The sequence below is a fragment of the Acetobacter sp. JWB genome, assembly GCF_003323795.1.
In the GTDB taxonomy this organism is placed as follows: domain Bacteria; phylum Pseudomonadota; class Alphaproteobacteria; order Acetobacterales; family Acetobacteraceae; genus Acetobacter; species Acetobacter oryzifermentans.
This window is the reverse complement of record NZ_CP030871.1, coordinates 720,528-736,517: the sequence shown is the minus strand read 5'-3', so window position 1 is coordinate 736,517 and position 15,990 is coordinate 720,528. Positions and strand designations below refer to the sequence as shown.

At 56.5% G+C, this 15,990-nt stretch carries 17 protein-coding genes; 1 reads left to right on the top strand and 16 read right to left on the bottom strand.

Annotation, left to right across the window (positions count from 1 at the left end):
- Positions 1-101 precede the first annotated feature (101 nt).
- The 5 genes from argB to rpmH form a co-directional block, all read right to left on the bottom strand.
- Positions 102-1,019, bottom strand: a complete 918-nt coding sequence (argB, locus tag DS739_RS03555; protein ID WP_012812628.1) for an acetylglutamate kinase — start codon at positions 1,017-1,019, stop codon at positions 102-104.
- A gap of 30 nt (positions 1,020-1,049) precedes the next feature.
- The gene (yihA, locus tag DS739_RS03550; protein WP_006116339.1) at positions 1,050-1,733 is read right to left on the bottom strand and encodes a ribosome biogenesis GTP-binding protein YihA/YsxC; all 684 of its coding nucleotides are present in this window, start codon (positions 1,731-1,733) and stop codon (positions 1,050-1,052) included.
- Entirely contained in the window at positions 1,730-3,481 is a 1,752-nt protein-coding gene (gene yidC, locus DS739_RS03545; protein WP_035354106.1) for a membrane protein insertase YidC, read from the bottom strand. The genes yihA and yidC overlap by 4 nt, the downstream gene beginning before the upstream one ends.
- 122 nt (positions 3,482-3,603) lie before the next feature.
- Positions 3,604-3,984: a ribonuclease P protein component gene (rnpA, locus tag DS739_RS03540; RefSeq protein WP_050793129.1), complete on the bottom strand. Its 381-nt coding sequence runs from the start codon at positions 3,982-3,984 to the stop codon at positions 3,604-3,606.
- Positions 3,985-4,007: 23 nt separating this feature from the next.
- Entirely contained in the window at positions 4,008-4,142 is a 135-nt protein-coding gene (rpmH, locus tag DS739_RS03535) for a 50S ribosomal protein L34 (protein WP_035354109.1), read from the bottom strand.
- 151 nt (positions 4,143-4,293) lie between these two features.
- Here rpmH and DS739_RS03530 point away from each other — a divergent pair, with 151 nt between their 5' ends.
- Entirely contained in the window at positions 4,294-4,689 is a 396-nt protein-coding gene (locus tag DS739_RS03530; RefSeq protein WP_006116344.1) for a hypothetical protein, read from the top strand.
- A 7-nt stretch (positions 4,690-4,696) separates the two neighbouring features.
- Here the strand turns inward: DS739_RS03530 and gloA are convergent, their stop codons facing one another.
- The 11 genes from gloA to uppS all read right to left on the bottom strand — a co-directional run bounded on the left by gloA (position 4,697) and on the right by uppS (position 15,987).
- Entirely contained in the window at positions 4,697-5,089 is a 393-nt protein-coding gene (gene gloA / locus DS739_RS03525; protein WP_006116345.1) for a lactoylglutathione lyase, read from the bottom strand.
- A 24-nt stretch (positions 5,090-5,113) separates the two neighbouring features.
- A complete protein-coding gene (locus DS739_RS03520) occupies positions 5,114-5,971 on the bottom strand; it encodes an LpxI family protein (protein ID WP_035354114.1) in 858 nt (285 codons plus the stop codon).
- On the bottom strand, positions 5,968-6,825 hold the full coding sequence (gene lpxA / locus DS739_RS03515) for an acyl-ACP--UDP-N-acetylglucosamine O-acyltransferase (RefSeq protein WP_035354279.1): 858 nt from the start codon (positions 6,823-6,825) through the stop codon (positions 5,968-5,970). The genes DS739_RS03520 and lpxA overlap by 4 nt, the downstream gene beginning before the upstream one ends.
- Before the next feature lie 133 nt (positions 6,826-6,958).
- Positions 6,959-7,369, bottom strand: coding sequence for a 3-hydroxyacyl-ACP dehydratase FabZ (fabZ, locus tag DS739_RS03510; protein ID WP_003622563.1), 411 nt, complete (start codon positions 7,367-7,369; stop codon positions 6,959-6,961).
- Between the two features lie 112 nt (positions 7,370-7,481).
- Positions 7,482-8,567: a UDP-3-O-(3-hydroxymyristoyl)glucosamine N-acyltransferase gene (lpxD, locus tag DS739_RS03505; protein WP_006116348.1), complete on the bottom strand. Its 1,086-nt coding sequence runs from the start codon at positions 8,565-8,567 to the stop codon at positions 7,482-7,484.
- Between the two features lie 2 nt (positions 8,568-8,569).
- Complete coding sequence (locus DS739_RS03500) at positions 8,570-9,442, bottom strand: OmpH family outer membrane protein (protein ID WP_006116349.1); 873 nt, start codon at positions 9,440-9,442, stop codon at positions 8,570-8,572.
- 4 nt (positions 9,443-9,446) lie between these two features.
- Positions 9,447-11,951, bottom strand: a complete 2,505-nt coding sequence (gene bamA / locus DS739_RS03495; RefSeq protein ID WP_006116350.1) for an outer membrane protein assembly factor BamA — start codon at positions 11,949-11,951, stop codon at positions 9,447-9,449.
- Positions 11,952-12,036: 85 nt separating this feature from the next.
- Positions 12,037-13,149: an RIP metalloprotease RseP gene (rseP, locus tag DS739_RS03490; RefSeq protein ID WP_006116351.1), complete on the bottom strand. Its 1,113-nt coding sequence runs from the start codon at positions 13,147-13,149 to the stop codon at positions 12,037-12,039.
- Positions 13,150-13,180: 31 nt separating this feature from the next.
- Positions 13,181-14,338: a 1-deoxy-D-xylulose-5-phosphate reductoisomerase gene (locus DS739_RS03485; RefSeq protein ID WP_035354121.1), complete on the bottom strand. Its 1,158-nt coding sequence runs from the start codon at positions 14,336-14,338 to the stop codon at positions 13,181-13,183.
- A gap of 75 nt (positions 14,339-14,413) precedes the next feature.
- Positions 14,414-15,250, bottom strand: a complete 837-nt coding sequence (locus DS739_RS03480) for a phosphatidate cytidylyltransferase (protein ID WP_006116354.1) — start codon at positions 15,248-15,250, stop codon at positions 14,414-14,416.
- Positions 15,247-15,987 (bottom strand): polyprenyl diphosphate synthase, encoded by a 741-nt coding sequence (uppS, locus tag DS739_RS03475; protein WP_006116355.1) that lies wholly within the window; start codon positions 15,985-15,987, stop codon positions 15,247-15,249. The genes DS739_RS03480 and uppS overlap by 4 nt, the downstream gene beginning before the upstream one ends.
- Between the last annotated feature and the right edge of the window lie 3 nt (positions 15,988-15,990).

The window sequence follows — 15,990 nt, the reverse complement described above, 5'->3', positions numbered from 1 at the left end:
CTGCACCACAGCCCCGGCAGAAAAAACACAGAGCGACCATGCGGACACACACGCAGCGTGTCAACGCATGGCACCCCGGAAAATGGCAGGCAACCGCGGCGTTATTCCGCCCGGATCATGGTGCCGGAGCCAGATGCCGTAAACAGTTCCAGCAGGCAGGCATGGGGCATGCGGCCATCAATAATGACGGCGGCACGCGCACCGGCCTGCACGGCCTGAATGCAGGTTTCCACCTTGGGGATCATACCACCGGTAATCACACCATCCTCAATAGCCTGCATGGCCTGCGCTGCTGTGAGTTCGGGTATAAGCTTACCATCGGCATCCAGCACGCCGGGCACGTCTGTTAGCATCAGCAAGCGTGTGGCATGCACCGCACCAGCTACAGCACCCGCTGCCGTATCGGCATTGATATTGTAGGTAGCCCCATCTTCCCCAAAGCCCACTGGTGCAATAACCGGAATAAGGCCAGAGCCAGACAGCGCATAAATCACCCGTGGGTCTACCTTTATGGGTTCGCCCACAAAGCCCAGATCCAGCACGCGTTCAATCTGGCTTTCCGTATCCCGCACCTTGCGCTGCAATTTGCGGGCGGTAATCATTTTACCGTCCTTGCCAGAAATACCAACGGCCAGCGCGCCTTCACGGCTGATAAGCTCCGCCACTTCTTTGTTCACGGAGCCAGCTAGAACCATCTCGATAACATCCACCATGTTGGCATCTGTTACGCGCAGGCCATCCACAAAGGTGGAAGGAATTTCCAGCCGTTTGAGCATCTGGTTAATTTGCGGGCCGCCGCCATGCACCACAACCGGGTTGATACCCACCAGCTTGAGCAGCGCAATATCGCGCCCAAAGGTTTTGGCCAGATCTGCATTACCCATGGCGTGGCCACCATACTTGACCACAATGGTATCTCCCGCATAGCGGCGCAGATACGGCAGGGCTCCGGCCAGAATGGCGGCTTCCTGCGCCGCATCATGATGGGAATGGGAAGAAGGAACCCGTGGTTCTGTCATGTTCTGCACGTCCTGCTTGTCATCATCAGATCATGGCGCCTTGGGCAGGGCAAATTCTGCCAGTTCCGCCCGCAAGCCCTCAATACCTTCACCTGTCTGGCTGCTTGTTAAAGACAGGTAGGGAAAAGCCGCAGGGTGGCGGCGAATTTCCGCTTCAACTTCTGCCTGCTTGCGTGCCAGCGGGCCGGGTTTAACGCTATCGCATTTGGTAAGCACAACCTGAAAGCTGACGGCCGCTTTATCCAGCAGATCCATCACTTCCAGATCATGGGCTTTCATTTCCACCCGAGCATCCAGCAACAGCACCACACGCTGCAAACTTGGGCGGCCACGCAGGTAATCAAACATCATATCCTGCCAATCTTCCTTTACGGATTTGGCAGCTTTTGCGTAGCCATAACCCGGCATATCCACCAGCATCAGCCGGTCTGCCAGATTAAAAAAGTTGAGCTGCTTGGTGCGCCCCGGTTCGGAAGAGGCCCGCGCCAGCGTTTTGCGGCCCGTAAGTGCGTTTACCAAGCTGGACTTACCCACATTGGAACGCCCGGCAAACGCAATTTCTGGCAGGGTTTGCGGTGGCAGTTGCCCCAGCCGTTGTGCGCCAAACACAAATTCGCATGAACCCGCAAAAAGCCGCCGCCCCTCTTCCAGGGCGGCGGCAATACGGGCTTCATCCTTTAGTTCTCGGAAAGAGGATGCGGCATCATCTGTCATTTGGGCTTAACCAGTTGGGGTTTGGCATCTGCCGCTTTGAGGCGGGAGATGATGACAACCTGCTGCACAGCCGTAAGGATGTTGCTCCAGCAGTAGTAGATCACCAGCCCAACCGGCTGCCGCGCCATAAAGAACGTGAACAGCAGCGGAATGAACATCATCACCTTCTGCTGTGATGGGTCCATGTTGGCAGAGCTGGAGCTCACCTTCTGCATCAGGAACAGCGTGGCCCCATACATGATCGGCCATGCACCCAGCGCCAAGAACGGCGTGATGTGGGTGGGATCAAACGGGATAAGACCAAACAGGTTGAACAGGTTGGTGGGGTCTGGCGCAGAAAGATCTTTCACCCAGCCCACAAACGGTGCGTGCCGCATTTCAATGGTGACGTACAGATCCTTATACAAGCACCAGAACACAGGCGCCTGAATAAGCAGAGGCAGAAAGCCCCCGAACAGATTGACGTTTTCCTGCCGATACAGCGCCATAATCTGCTGCTGCATGGCCATTGGGTCATCCTTCAGGCGGGAGCGGATAAGATCCACCTGCGGCTTCAGGCGCGCTGTTTTCCATGTCATGCGCATCTGCTTGATGGTGAGCGGCAGAAAGGCCACTTTCACAATCACGGTAAACGTTAGCAGCGCTAGGCCAAAGCTGCCCAGATGTTCGTTCAGCCAATCCAGCACAAAGAACACAGGGCGGGTAAGAAAGGAAAGCCAGCCAAAATCCACGGCTTTCCAGAACATGGGCACGTGCAGGTCTTTTTCATACTGTTCAAGCAGGCGCACTTCCTTGGCGCCCGCAAACACGTGGGCCTCGGTAGAAGCTGTCTGCCCCGCGGCCACCTGCACAGGTGCTGTAGCCGTAAAGCCAACCTGATACGCGCCCTGTGCTGCCTGAAAACCATAAGTGCCAATTACGTTAGCGTTCTGGTCTGGCAGCACGGCCATCAGCCAGTATTTATCTGTAATACCAGCCCAACCGCCGGTGCCCTGATGGCTCCATGCAATGTTGTCTGGCGGTACGCCACCCGTGCGCACCGTTTTGTAGGAGCCTTCGTTCAGGCGGCCATCAATAACCGAGATCGGGCCTTCATGCACCAGCATGCCGCCGGTTTCTTCTGGCGTGTAACCACGGTTCACGCGGTAGAAAGGATACAGCGCCACAGCCTGCCCGGTGCTGTTATGCACCTGCTGGCTGATGGTGAACATGTAGTTCTGATCCACCGACAAGCGGATATCAAAGGTTAGGCCCTGCCCGTTATCCCAAGAAAGGGTAAGCGGGTGTTCGGCATCCATCTGGGTGCCAGAGGCTTTCCACAATGTGTTGGCATCTGGCAGACGCACAGAAACATCGGACGGCGCACGCCAGCCGAAATCTACATAATCTGCATGGGTGGAAGCGGAGTTAAGAACACGCACATCCGGGCTATCTGGCTTTACGGTTTCCCGATAATGCTTGAGCACCAGATCATCCAGCCGTGCGCCACGCAGGTTTAGCGTACCCTGTACGGCAGGGGCGTTAATGGCCACACGGGTTTCCGGGCCATCCTTTACCGGGGCAGCGGCTTCTGCCTGCGTGTTTTCAGCCGGAGCGGCTGCACCAGAAGAGGCAGGGGCCGGAGGCGCTACAGCATGTACGCCCTGCTGCGCCGGTGGCACAAGCTGATGCTGTGGGAAAAAATAGTCATACCCGAAAAGTACCAGAGCTGACAGCAATGTTGCCAGTATCAGACGTTTTGAATCCATAAGCTCCGGCCTTGCGGCCCCCTGCACATACAAATTGGAAAACTTAACACCCGTAAAAAACCCGGAGTCTTAAACGGCATACAGGTTCCAGCGCAGGACGAGCATGAATGCAAGGCAGGATATCAGGAATCCCGCTGGCACAACGCTAATGCTTTACGGAAATCAGCCACCAGCGCCACAAATGGGCGATTTATGGTGGCGCTACGGCCTATAAGAACAAGGTCCAGACCGTTTAGCGGCGTATCGGCTTCTACAATACGCACAACTTCGCGCAACCTGCGGCGCACGCGGTTACGCACCACGGAGTTGCCGACCTTTTTGGTAACCGTAAAGCCTACACGCGCGACATCCGTATCCGGACGCCGGAAAAGCTGCAAAACAAGCCCCGGCACAGGCGCTTTACGCCCGCGAGAAGCCAGAAAGAGGAATTGCTTCCTCTTTTTAAGCCGCAGAGATCGTGCAGATTCCGCCGCTGGCTGCTCCTGCGCTGCAGGCCCGTCCATCAAGCCGGACTGCCGGGCAGTTCTTACGCGGAAAGGCGCTTACGGCCTTTGGCACGACGGTTGCCGATGATCTTGCGGCCACCAACGGTTGCCATACGCGCGCGGAACCCGTGACGACGCTTGCGAACCAGCCGGGACGGTTGATAAGTGCGCTTCATGGCGGCACTCCCTTACTGTTTGAATACGGTTATCCGGTGGCCTGTTAAAGACCACGCCTCTTGAAGCTGCGGCTTATAGAGTTCAGATAAGGAACCGTCAATCTATAGCGTAGAGTCGTTACCGCAGCCTTGCGGCAGAATCCCCCGCAAGATGGAGAAAAACATGAACACCATGCCCTTTCCCGCCCGTGCCGCAGCCGTTATTTTCTGCCTGCCCGTAGCAGGTGCCGTGCTGGCCGGAGTGCTGGGGCTGGCCTTCCCCGTTGCGTTAGGGCCTATTATTTGTGCAGCGGCTTTAGGCGCATGGCTAGGCATAAAGCTGCAACCACATACAGCCGCCCCCACTCCGGCGGCTGCACCTCCAGCACCGGCCCCAACAACAGATTCCAAACTGCGGCACGATATTCGGGGCATTGTCTCCCCCGCCATGCTGGCAGCAGAGCAGCTTGATACATATTCCGACCCAGCAGTGCAGAAAGCTGCCAAGACCATTAATGATTCGCTAGACCGCCTGACCGCACGCCTAAAGCAACACCCGCAAAGCTAAGCTGCCTTTATTCAGCGCGCTCGATCAGCTCGACCTTATAACCATCGGGGTCTTCAACAAAAGCAATTACGGTGGTGCCAAATTTTACTGGCCCGGCTTCTCGCGTCACCTTGCCACCACCGGCCCGCACACGTGCTACCATTTCCACCACATTAGGCACGCCTACGGCAAAATGACCAAACCCGGTGCCCAGTTCATAGCCGTCATCTTCACCCCAATTATAGGTTAGCTCGATTTCAGCTTGCCCGGCAGCATTATCTGCATAGCCGATGAACACCAACGTATAACGTCCTTCCGGCACCTCGCGTCGGCGGAGTTCGTGCATGCCCAGCAATTTGTAGAACGCCAGACTTTTCTCCAGATTGCGCACCCGCACCATGGTATGCAGAAAACTTGCCATCTGTTTGCTCCTTGTTTTGAAGTATCAGGCAGACTGCGCGCTTGTTCCTGCATCTTCAACAGGATTGAAGGCCAGAAGAAACAAGCCCAGCCGGTCTGCTTCCTCTATACAACGCTGCCTGTCTGTCAGCAGTGTGTGGGCGGCCTCAAACGCAATGCCGCGTAGGCCTGCCGCATGGGCATTCTGCACGGTTACAGGCCCTATTGTGGGCATATCCGCCCGTTTTTCCTGCCCCGGCTTAAGCATTTTTACCAGAACGCCACCTTCACCCGGCTGCCTGCATTCACCTGCACGGGCCAGCATACGGTCTGTGCCTTCCATGGCCTCTACCGTTAGCACAACGCCATTCTGCACCACACAGCCCTGCCCGATATCCAGCCGCCCTAGCGCCTGCACCACAGTAATGCCGCGCTGAATATCTGCTTGTGCCTGTGCATCTGGCTGCATGCGGCCCAATACACCGGGTTGTGCCACAGCCTGCGTAAGAAATTCGTGCGCTCCACGAATGTGAAAGCCTTCCTCGCCCAAAATGCGCACAAGGGCACCCAGCAGGCCATCATCTCCCGCAAACAGAGCACGACCTAAACGCGCCAGAATACGTGCGCCTTCGGCATCCGGGCGCAAATTGCGCAAGGAAGGCCGACGGATTGGCCCGATAAGAACCAGATCCGAACAATGATGTTGCCGTAAAAGGGAAAGCATACGCCCGGCTGCACCCAGCCGGACACATTCGTGCGGCCAAGGGCCGATCACTTCGGGTTCGGCAAAACCTTCAAACCCCAGAATAAAAACAGGCCGCCCTGCTGCTGTGGCTGCTTCTGCCACTCTGCCCGGCAGAGGGCCACCGCCCGCCAGAATACCAACAGCAGAAGGTGTGCTCACGCGCCCTCGGTTTCTGCACGCTCCAGATCCTGCCGTGCGGGGCGCACAAGGCCGCGCCGACTAGGAGCATCTATAAAGTCCAGAATTTCACGCACACGGGGGTTATCACCAAATTCTGCACGCACCCGTTCCAGACGCACAGAAAACGGATCTTCCCCACAGCCATTTTTAGGGTACAGCGTAAGAAACGCCTTACGCATCCGATGGATTTCATCAGACTGCACGCCATTCCGGCGCAGCCAGATCCAATGCAGGCCAATTAGCCGCGCGCGGTTGCCCAGCACACTGCCGTAAGGAATAACATCGGCTTCCACCCCAGCCACACCGCCCACAAGGGCTGCATGCCCAATGCGGACAAACTGATGAATGGCAGCGGAGCCCATAATACGGGCATCATCCTCAATGGTAACATGCCCGCCCATCACCACGTTATTCACGATAATAACGCGATCACCCAGCACGCAATCATGCGCTACGTGGGCGTTGGCCATGATGAGCACATTCTGCCCCACCTTGGTAAGACCAGACCCCGTGGCGGTGCCACGATGGATGGTAACGTGTTCACGCACCACTGTACCAGCCCCGATCTCGCACCGGGTTGGCTCACCTTTATACTTCAAGTCCTGCGGGGCCATGCCCACGGTGCAAAACGGAAAATAGCGTGAACCCGCCCCCAAACGTGTGTGGCCATCGACCACCACATGAGAGATCAGCTCAACCCCGTCTTCAATCGTGACATCTGGCCCGACAGAACACCAAGGGCCGATAACCACCCCCTGCCCAAGCCGCGCACCGGGAGCAACAAGAGCCGTTGGGTGGACAACGGTTGATCTGGCTTCCTCTGCAGCGTGCACCAATTCAGTTCCTTATTTCCGTTCACCGTTGGCCGGGCAAATTTGCCCTACCTTACCCTTTTGTAAAAAAATCTGGGCAGTTTAGGGGCAAACCTGACTTGCCTTAACAGAATGATGTGAACAGGCCGGGTTCTCAACCCATAATCATGGCGCTGAATGTGGCTTCCGCCACCACAGTGCCTTCTACGCGGGCTTCACCGCGGAATTTCCACACATTGGAGCGATGGCGTTCCTTGGCCACATGAATGCGCACCTGATCCCCCGGCTCTACCGGGCGGCGGAATTTTGCGCCTTCAATGGTCATGAAGTACACCAGCTTGCCTTCAAAGTCCTTACCCAGTGTAAGCACAACCAAGGTTGCGGCGGTTTGCGCCATAGCCTCAACCAGCAATACACCCGGCATAACAGGGCGCGCAGGAAAATGCCCCTGAAAGAATGGTTCATTGACCGAAACATTCTTGATACCTGTTGCCTCTTCTCCCAGGACGATATCTTCCATCCGGTCGATCAGAAGAAAAGGATATCTGTGCGGAATCGCCTGCATGATACGGTTGACGTCAATTCTGTCGATCGTCTGAGCGTCCTGCTGCGATTCTTGTTTCGTCTCCACGTCCCCGAAACCACCCTTTGCGCCGGTAACAAGCACCGACCTTAGTTTATCCCTTGTCCGAACCGTTCTTGGCCGATCCAGACGCTTTTTTTGCCAGCTTGCGCAATACCGCTACGTTCCGGAAAAATTCCCTGAACGGCATAGCTGGGCTGCCAATAACATCCGCGCCGCCTTCTATATCCGACATTACGCCACATTGCGCGCCAATACGCGCCTTTGCACCAATGCGGATATGCCCGATAAGGCCAGCCTGCGCGGCAATTGTTACATAGTCTTCCAGCACGGTGGAGCCAGAGATCCCGGCCTGCGAAACCACAATACAACACCGCCCCAGACGGGCGTTGTGGCCGATCTGCACCAGATTGTCGAGACGTGATCCTGCACCAATAACCGTATCATTCACCGAACCACGGTCAATTGTGCTGTTAGCGCCAATTTCTACATCGTTTTCCAGCACCACGCGGCCAAGCTGCGGCACGGTTTCAAACCCTTGCGGGCCAACTGCAAAACCAAACCCATCCTGCCCAATGCGGGAGCCAGGCAGAATAATAACCCGTTCGCCCAACACAGCGTGGGAGAGTGTAACATGGCTGCCAATGCGACAATCCTGCGCAAGCTGCACGCCATCCCCTACCACGGCGTGAGAACCGATAATACAACCCGGCCCAATTTCCGCCTTGGCCCCAACCACCACAAACGGCCCAATTTCTGCCGTGGGGTCTATGCTGGCTGTGGGATCTATACATGCTGAAGGATGCACCCCCGCACGCGCTGGCACCCGTGGGTGAAACAACCGCGCAATGCGAGACCACGCCAGATACGGCGTGCCCGTTACCAGTGCGGCACACCCGGCAGGCACCTTATCTGCAAAAGCAGGTGCAACAATCACCAGCCCGGCCTTGGTTTGCTCCAGCAAAGGGGCATACCGGCGGTTATCCAGAAAGCTGACATCATGCAGGCCTGCGGCCTGTAGCGGCGCAATACCCACAAAGCCTTTTTCTGGCAGGGCACCGGCTTTAGGCAGCACCAGTTCCGCCCCAGCGGTTTCAGCCAGCGTGGCCGCATCAAACGGCCCCGCCCGGGTGAAAAAACGCGGGTCTGCCGGCCCGGAAAATGTTGTACCCTCAGCCACGATTACTGCTGCCCGGCTGCCGGTGCCACTACTGGAGCCGGACCTGTGCGCGGGCCTTGATCTGCATCTGCCGTTGTGGGCATTTTGCCAGATTTAGCCAGTTCTTCGGGGTCTACATTAGCTTCTGGAATGAATACAGACGGCAGAATCTTGTTTAGCTGCACGGCTACTTCGTTGGTGATATCCTGCCCATCAACATGCAGGGCCACCTGCTCGCTATGCAGCACAAGGTTCATGCCATGTGCGGCAGCCACTTTCTGGATAACCTGCACCAGCTCACGTTCAATCTGGCCCAAGGAAACCTGTGCTGCTTCCTGAATGATGCGGTTGCGGTTACGGAAATCGCGCTGCGCTTTCATCACGCGGGCTTGCAAGCTGCGTTCACGCGTCTGAATCTGCTCGGATGTCAGAGACTTGGCCTGTGCCTGAAGTTTCTGCTGTTCATCACGCCAGCCAGCCTGTTCCTTCTGGAGATCCTGCGCCAGTTCATCACGGCGGCCACCCAAAGTACGTTCAACCTGCATGGCTGCGGAAGACTGACGCATAACGCCGCCAACGCTAATTACGCCAATAACTGTTGTGGGCGGCGGAGCTTCCTTGGCAACTTCTGGCGCAGATGGAATAGGCGGCAACGGCAGTACGGGCGGAGCCTGATCTGCTTCCTGGCTATCTGCTGGCGGTGCGGGCAACTGCACCGGAGCGGGAGCGCGACGGGCCGCAGCCGGATGCTGTGCCGGAGCCTGTGCAGCAGGCTGCTGGGTTTTGGGCACAAACCACCCGCCTCCATTCTGCGCCTGTGCACAAGGCACAAAAGCCGAAGAGAAAGACAGGACAACAGCCCCCAGCAGGGCAGTTCTGGTGGAAAAACGCATCATTACCTCAGAATTGCTGGCCGAAGCCAAAGCGAAGGAGCTGCGTGCGGTCATTATGGCTCCGCATAACTGGCACACCCAGATCGATGTTCAGCAAACCAAACGGACTTTTCCATGAAAAACCAGCACCAGCACTTACACGTGGGCGCAATGTATCACCGCTGACAGGCGTGTAATAGATACCATCATTCGCCTTGCTTGTATAAAGGCGCTTCACACGCAAACCAGCGACACTCCCTGTATCCACAAACGCACGCCCGCCAATACCCATGTCAGACAGGAACGGAATAGGGAAGTTAAGCTGGGCGGAAGCATTATACATAAAGCGCCCACCCAACAGATCTTCGGACGAATGGTTGAGGATACCCACACTACGCGGGCCTGCACCACCATCCAAGAAGCCGCGCAGGTTGTTACCACCCAGATAGAAGTTATCAATAATATCGTGGCGGCCATTACCCCAGTCAGCCATGTACCCGGCGCCACCGCGCACCATGAATGTCCAGCTATGGCTGTTGGTAATATCATCCAACGGCACATAGTACGCCCCGTTAACCTTACCGCGGACGTATTTTTCATCGCCACCAATACCGGCAAAGTCACCGCCAACAGACACATAGTACCCACTATGCGGCGCCATGCGGTTATCACGCGTATCATACATAAGGGTGGTGCTCAGCTGCGAGAGCAAAGACTTACCCTTCTGATCCAACACGTAGTAGGAGGACTGATCCCATGTATCACCCACCCAACGGCGGATCAGGCTGTAGTTCCAGGATTGGGACAGATACCGGTTGTACGAATACCCCATACGCAGGGTGATACCGTAGCGCCCTTCAGAATAGTTCTGATAGGTCTGGTAGTTGTTTTCAACAAAGAAGATATCCGCACCGGCAACAAGGTTGCGCCCCATAAATGCAGGGTTGGTGATGGAGATATCCGCCTGTTTTTGCCACTGCGAAACGGTGCCAGAGAACCCGGCATCAACCCCGGTGCCCAGCAGGTTATGCTGTTTTAGCCCAACGTTACCGATCACACCCACGTCGGTTGAGTAACCGCCACCAAGCGAGAATTCCCCGGTGGGTTTTTCCACCACGTTCACCGCAACGTTGGTGCGATCAGGCGTAGAACCCTGAGCGGTGGAAACATCCACGCTCTTAAAGAAGCCCAGATCCTGCACAGCTTCCTTGGCGTATTTCTTGTAGCTGGTGGTATAGGGGTCACCCTCAGCAAACGGCAACTGACGGCGGACCACATTATCCTGCGTGATGGTGTTGCCGTTCACATCAATACGCTCAACGTAATGGCGTGGGCCTTCGCTCACATCAAACAGCAGGTTGACTATCCGCTTTTCCGGATTGCGAGCAATGGTGGGGCGTACTTGTGCAAACGGATGCCCTTCGGCCTGGAGGATTTCCTCCATATCCGTAGCGTTATCCTGCACGGCCTTGCCATCGTACCACTGATGCGGGAACAGCTCGACATACTTACGCAAAGATTTAGCTGGCACATGGCGCAGGCTGGAGCGGATATCCACCTTACCCAAACGGTAACGCACACCTTCATCCATCGTGAAGGTGACGTAGAAAGACTTCCGATCCGGCGAGAGCTCGCCTTTTACGTCCTTGATCTGAAAATCCACAAACCCGTTGCGCAGGTAAAACCGGCGCAGCAATTCCGCATCGTATTTAATACGTTCGGGGTTGTACTCATCGGATGAGGACAGGAAGTGGTACCAAGCTGTTTCCTTGGAAGAAACAACGCCTGCCAGACTGGATTCGCTGTACGCCTTGTTGCCTACAAACGCAATCTTGCTGATAAGTGTCTGCGGCCCTTCGTTAATCTGGAAAACCACATCCACACGGTTATGCGCCAGCTTGATAATCTGTGGCGTTACCACCGCAGCAAAGCGGGCCTTCTGGGCGTACACTTCCAGAATACGCTGCCGATCATCCGCCGTGGTTTCGGCCGAGAACACTGCACGCGGGCGCAAAGCCAGCACCTTTCGCAGGTCTTCATCCTTAGCGGCGTGGTTCCCCTCGAACACGATACGGTTGACGATGGGGTTTTCCTTCAGGCGCACCAGCAGGATGTTGCCATCACGGCGCAGCGTAACATCCTTGAACAGGCCGGTGGCGTAAAGAGTTTTGAGCGAACGATCCAGATCATCCTGACTGAACGGGTCCCCCACGCGCGCAACCATATAGGACAGCACGGTGTTGGTTTCGATACGGGTGTTACCCGATACCCGGATATCTTCAATATATCCGCCCGTAGGCGCAACAGATGATGTGGATTCGGAAAGGCGCGGCGTGCGCGCATGTATGGCGCGGGATGGCGCCACCACCGCAGCAGGTGCGGCGGCACTTGTACCTTCTGTTGCTGCGGCGGATGCCTGTCTGCCATCCACCATCACAAAAGGTAGCACACAGACAGAAACGAACAGGGCTGAACGCTTACCCGTCAAGATCTGCTTCCTTCCATCCGGGTCGCTTTTCGTACGAAAGCCCATCTTCCGTTCTCATTCCGCCCGCAACGGGAGGTATCCGAAATCACCCCTGTCACGCAAGCACTTCCCTTCCTGTTCCCGCCGTCATTCATCCTACAAGCGAAGCAATCCACCTGAACAGGCCAAAACCTGAAAGGTCATTGAACGTGGAGAACAGGAACAGGCCCGCAAGCAATGCAAAACCAACCTGAAAACTGATCTCTTGCACCCGCTTGGAAACCGGGCGGCCTCTTATTGCCTCTATGGCATAAAAAACCAGACGTCCACCATCAAGAAGCGGCACGGGGAAGAGATTAATCAGCCCAAGGTTAACAGAGAGCAGCGCCATAAAGGACAACAGGCTGGCAAACCCATACTGCGCCACCTGCCCGGAAAGTTGCGCAATCTTGAGCGGACCGCCCAAATCTTTGGCTGTATGCTGGCCGGTTAGAATCTGCCACACGCCATCCAGCGTTTGCACGCTGGCGTTCCATGTGGCTTTTACGCCCGCCACCACAGCCTGCGGAAATGGCAGTGGCTTACCAACTTCCGTGGCAAAAATAATACCAAGCTGACCATGCGGCTTTTGAGGAGTCGAATCCGGGGCCTTGCCGATGGTAATGGGCAACGTCACGCTCTGTTCGCCACGTTTTACGGTGAGCGTGGTTTGTGCCCCAGCCTGCGTGGAAATGGAGGCCTGAATATCTTCCACGCCGGTAACATCATGGCTGCCGATACGCTGAATGACATCGCCCTGTTGCACACCAGCCACAGCCGCCGCGCCATTTGGCATAACGGTTGCAATCTGATCGCGCACATGCGGCTGGCCTGTTGTGGCAAACAGCACAGCAAACAGCACAAAGGCCAAAATGAAGTTAAAAATCGGGCCTGCCAGAATAACAATAGCGCGGGAAAAAACCGATTTATCGTGAAAGGTACGGCCCTTTATCCACGCAGCTTTTTGCTCTGGGGTCGCGTCTTCGGGGTCTTCAAACCCGTGGGGGCGCACGTAACCACCCAAAGGAATGGGGCAGATACGCCATTCCGTGCCGGATTTATCGCGCCAGCGGAACAAGGCCGGGCCAAACCCAAGCGAGAACACCTCAACATGCACGCCACGCCACTTGGCCGCCAGATAGTGGCCAAGTTCGTGAAAGCTCACCAACACACCCAGCACGAAAACGAAGGAAAGCAGTGTACGCAGGTAATCGTGTATCATCATTCTTCCGATATCGGCTGGGGGCTGCGTTTTCTCAAGCCGCGTGAACGGGAATCAGGCGCTGTGCGGCACGGCGTGCCTCAGCATCCCAATGCAGCACGGCGTCCAGCGTATCTGCTGGCGGTGCGCCAAGCGCCACCATAACTTCTTCCACAATGCGGGAAATATCCAAAAAGCCGATCTGTTCGTGCAGAAAGGCATCAACCGCAATTTCGTTAGCCGCGGAAAGGATGGCAGGTGCGGCCCCACCCTTACGCAGTGCCTCACGCGCAAGGCGGAGTGCTGGAAAGCGCACTTCATCCGGCGCATAAAATTCCAGCTTACCAAAAGCCGCCAGATCCAACTGAGGAGACGTCGTGGCCATACGCTGCGGCCAAGCCAGCGTATGTGCGATGGGGATACGCATATCAGCAGAGCCCATCTGGGCAATCAGGCTGCCATCTGTGTACTGCACCATGCCGTGCACCACAGATTGCGGATGCACCAGCACATCAATTTTGTCTTCCGGCAGATTAAAGATACGGGCGGCCTCAATAACTTCCAGCCCCTTGTTAAACATGCTGGCAGAATCGATGCTAATTTTGGCCCCCATGCTCCATGTTGGGTGCTTAAGCGCCTGCGCACGGGTGGCTACGCGCATTTCTTCCAGCGTGGAGGTGCGAAATGGGCCACCAGAAGCCGTGAGAATAATTTTTTCAACCTGATCGATCTGCCGATCAGCCATGGCCTGAAAAACAGCATTGTGCTCAGAATCCACAGGCAGCAGTGTCGCGCCCGCTTCCTTTACGGCACGCAGCATTACATCACCGGCGCACACCAAGGCTTCCTTGTTGGCCAGTGCAATGCTTTTGCCGTTTTTAACGGCAGCCAGCGTGGGTTCCAGCCCCGCAGCGCCTGTAATGGCGGCCATTGTCCAATCTGCCGGAAGGGCTGCGGCATCAATCACCGCCTGACGGCCACAGGCAACTTTTGTGCCACTGCCTGCCAGCAGGGTCTTCAGTTCTTCAAACGCGCTTTCATCAGCCAGAACAGCCAGTTCCGCTTGTAGGCTACGGGCCTGCTCTGCCAGTTTGGCAGCATTTTTGCCCCCCACAAGCGCCCGCACCCGAAACTGGTCTCGCGCCTGCTCCAGCAGATCTACGGTTGAACAGCCAATGCTGCCAGTGCTGCCCAGAACGGTTACGGTTCTCATGCTTAACGTCTTTCCAAACCTGAAAATACAAACGGCGGCAGGCCGCCCAACAGGCAGCCACACCACCCATTGGCCCTACCCCGGCAGATGGCCTGCCAGAGCCCTTAAAATGGTGCGTGCGCCTACTGCCCAAAATGGCATGGAAGCCCCCGCACATACAGAAACCAGTGCCGCCACAGGTGCAGCCACCACCAACCCATCAAACCGATCCAGCAGGCCACCATGCCCCGGCAGCAGCTTACCCGAATCCTTTACGCCCAAGGCGCGCTTCATTGCGCTTTCGGCCAGATCTCCTGCTTGGGCGGAAATACCCAAGATCCCCCCCCATACCAGTGCGGAACCCATGCCACCTAAGCCGGAAAGTGTGGCAACAATACCGCCGGTTGCCACAGCGCCCACCAAACCGCCAACAGCACCGGAGCGCGTTTTACCCGGAGAGATACGCGGTGCCAGCTTGGGGCCTCCAAAAATGCGCCCCGCCACATAGGCCGAACTATCGCTGGCCACCACAACGGCAATCACAAACAGAACGGGCCAGAAGCTGGCCTGCCGCAACCATAGCAGCGCCGTGCCTGCCAGAATAATCACGCACATAATGGCGCAAAGCGGGGCACCAAACACCAGAGAGCTGAGGCAAAAAACAATAAAATAAGCCCAATGCCCGGTAGCCGCAGAAAGCCCGGCACAAATAGCCCACAGCATATACAGCACGCCGCGCCAGCTTTTAATGGAAAGCCCAAACAAGGTTGCGGCCTCTACCGCCATGCCGCCCATCATGCCCAGAATAAGGGCATCATACGCCAAGCCACCCAAGCCAATGCATGTACCGGCCACAGCCACCAGCACAGCGGCAGACATAAGCCGCGGGCGCAGATCACGCCATGCTGAGGTATCCTGCGCGTTTGTGCTCATGCCGGGCCTTGAGGGCGTGCGCCAAAACGCCGTTCTCGCTGGGCGTATTGATCTAGCACCATAGCAAAATGTCGTTCGTTAAAATCGGGCCAGAACACGTTCAGAAACACCAGCTCAGCATACGCGCTCTGCCACAGCAGAAAGTTGGAAAGCCGACATTCGCCACTGGTGCGCACCACCACATCGGGGTCTGGCACGCCGCTGGTCCATAAAAAGTTGCTGAATACGCTTTCTGTAATCTGCTCTGGCGCAATGCGGCCATCCTTGACCTCCTGCGCCAAACGCTGTGCCGCCTGCACAATATCCAGCCGCCCACCATAAGAAAGCGCCAGAATAAGCGTAAGCTTGCTATTGCCGCGGGTTAAGGATTCGGCCTGTGCCAGTTCCTCTCGCAAGCTGTCATCAAAGCGGGCCAGATCACCAATAAAGCGCAGGCGCACGCCTTCCTTATGCAGTTCACGCACCTTGTGGCGCAGGTAATACCGCAAAAGACCGGTGAGGTCTGAAACCTCCTCCTGCCCCCGTGCCCAGTTTTCTGATGAGAATGCGTACAGCGTTAAATACGCCACACCACGCTGCATGGCTGCGCGCACGCAACGGGCCACGGCTTCCGCCCCTGCCCTGTGCCCGGCAAGGCGCGGCAGACCACGTTCGCGCGCCCAGCGCCCGTTTCCATCCATGATGACAGCAACATGGGTTGGAATTGCCGGTTTTTTATCAGCTAGCCGCGTGGACATAAC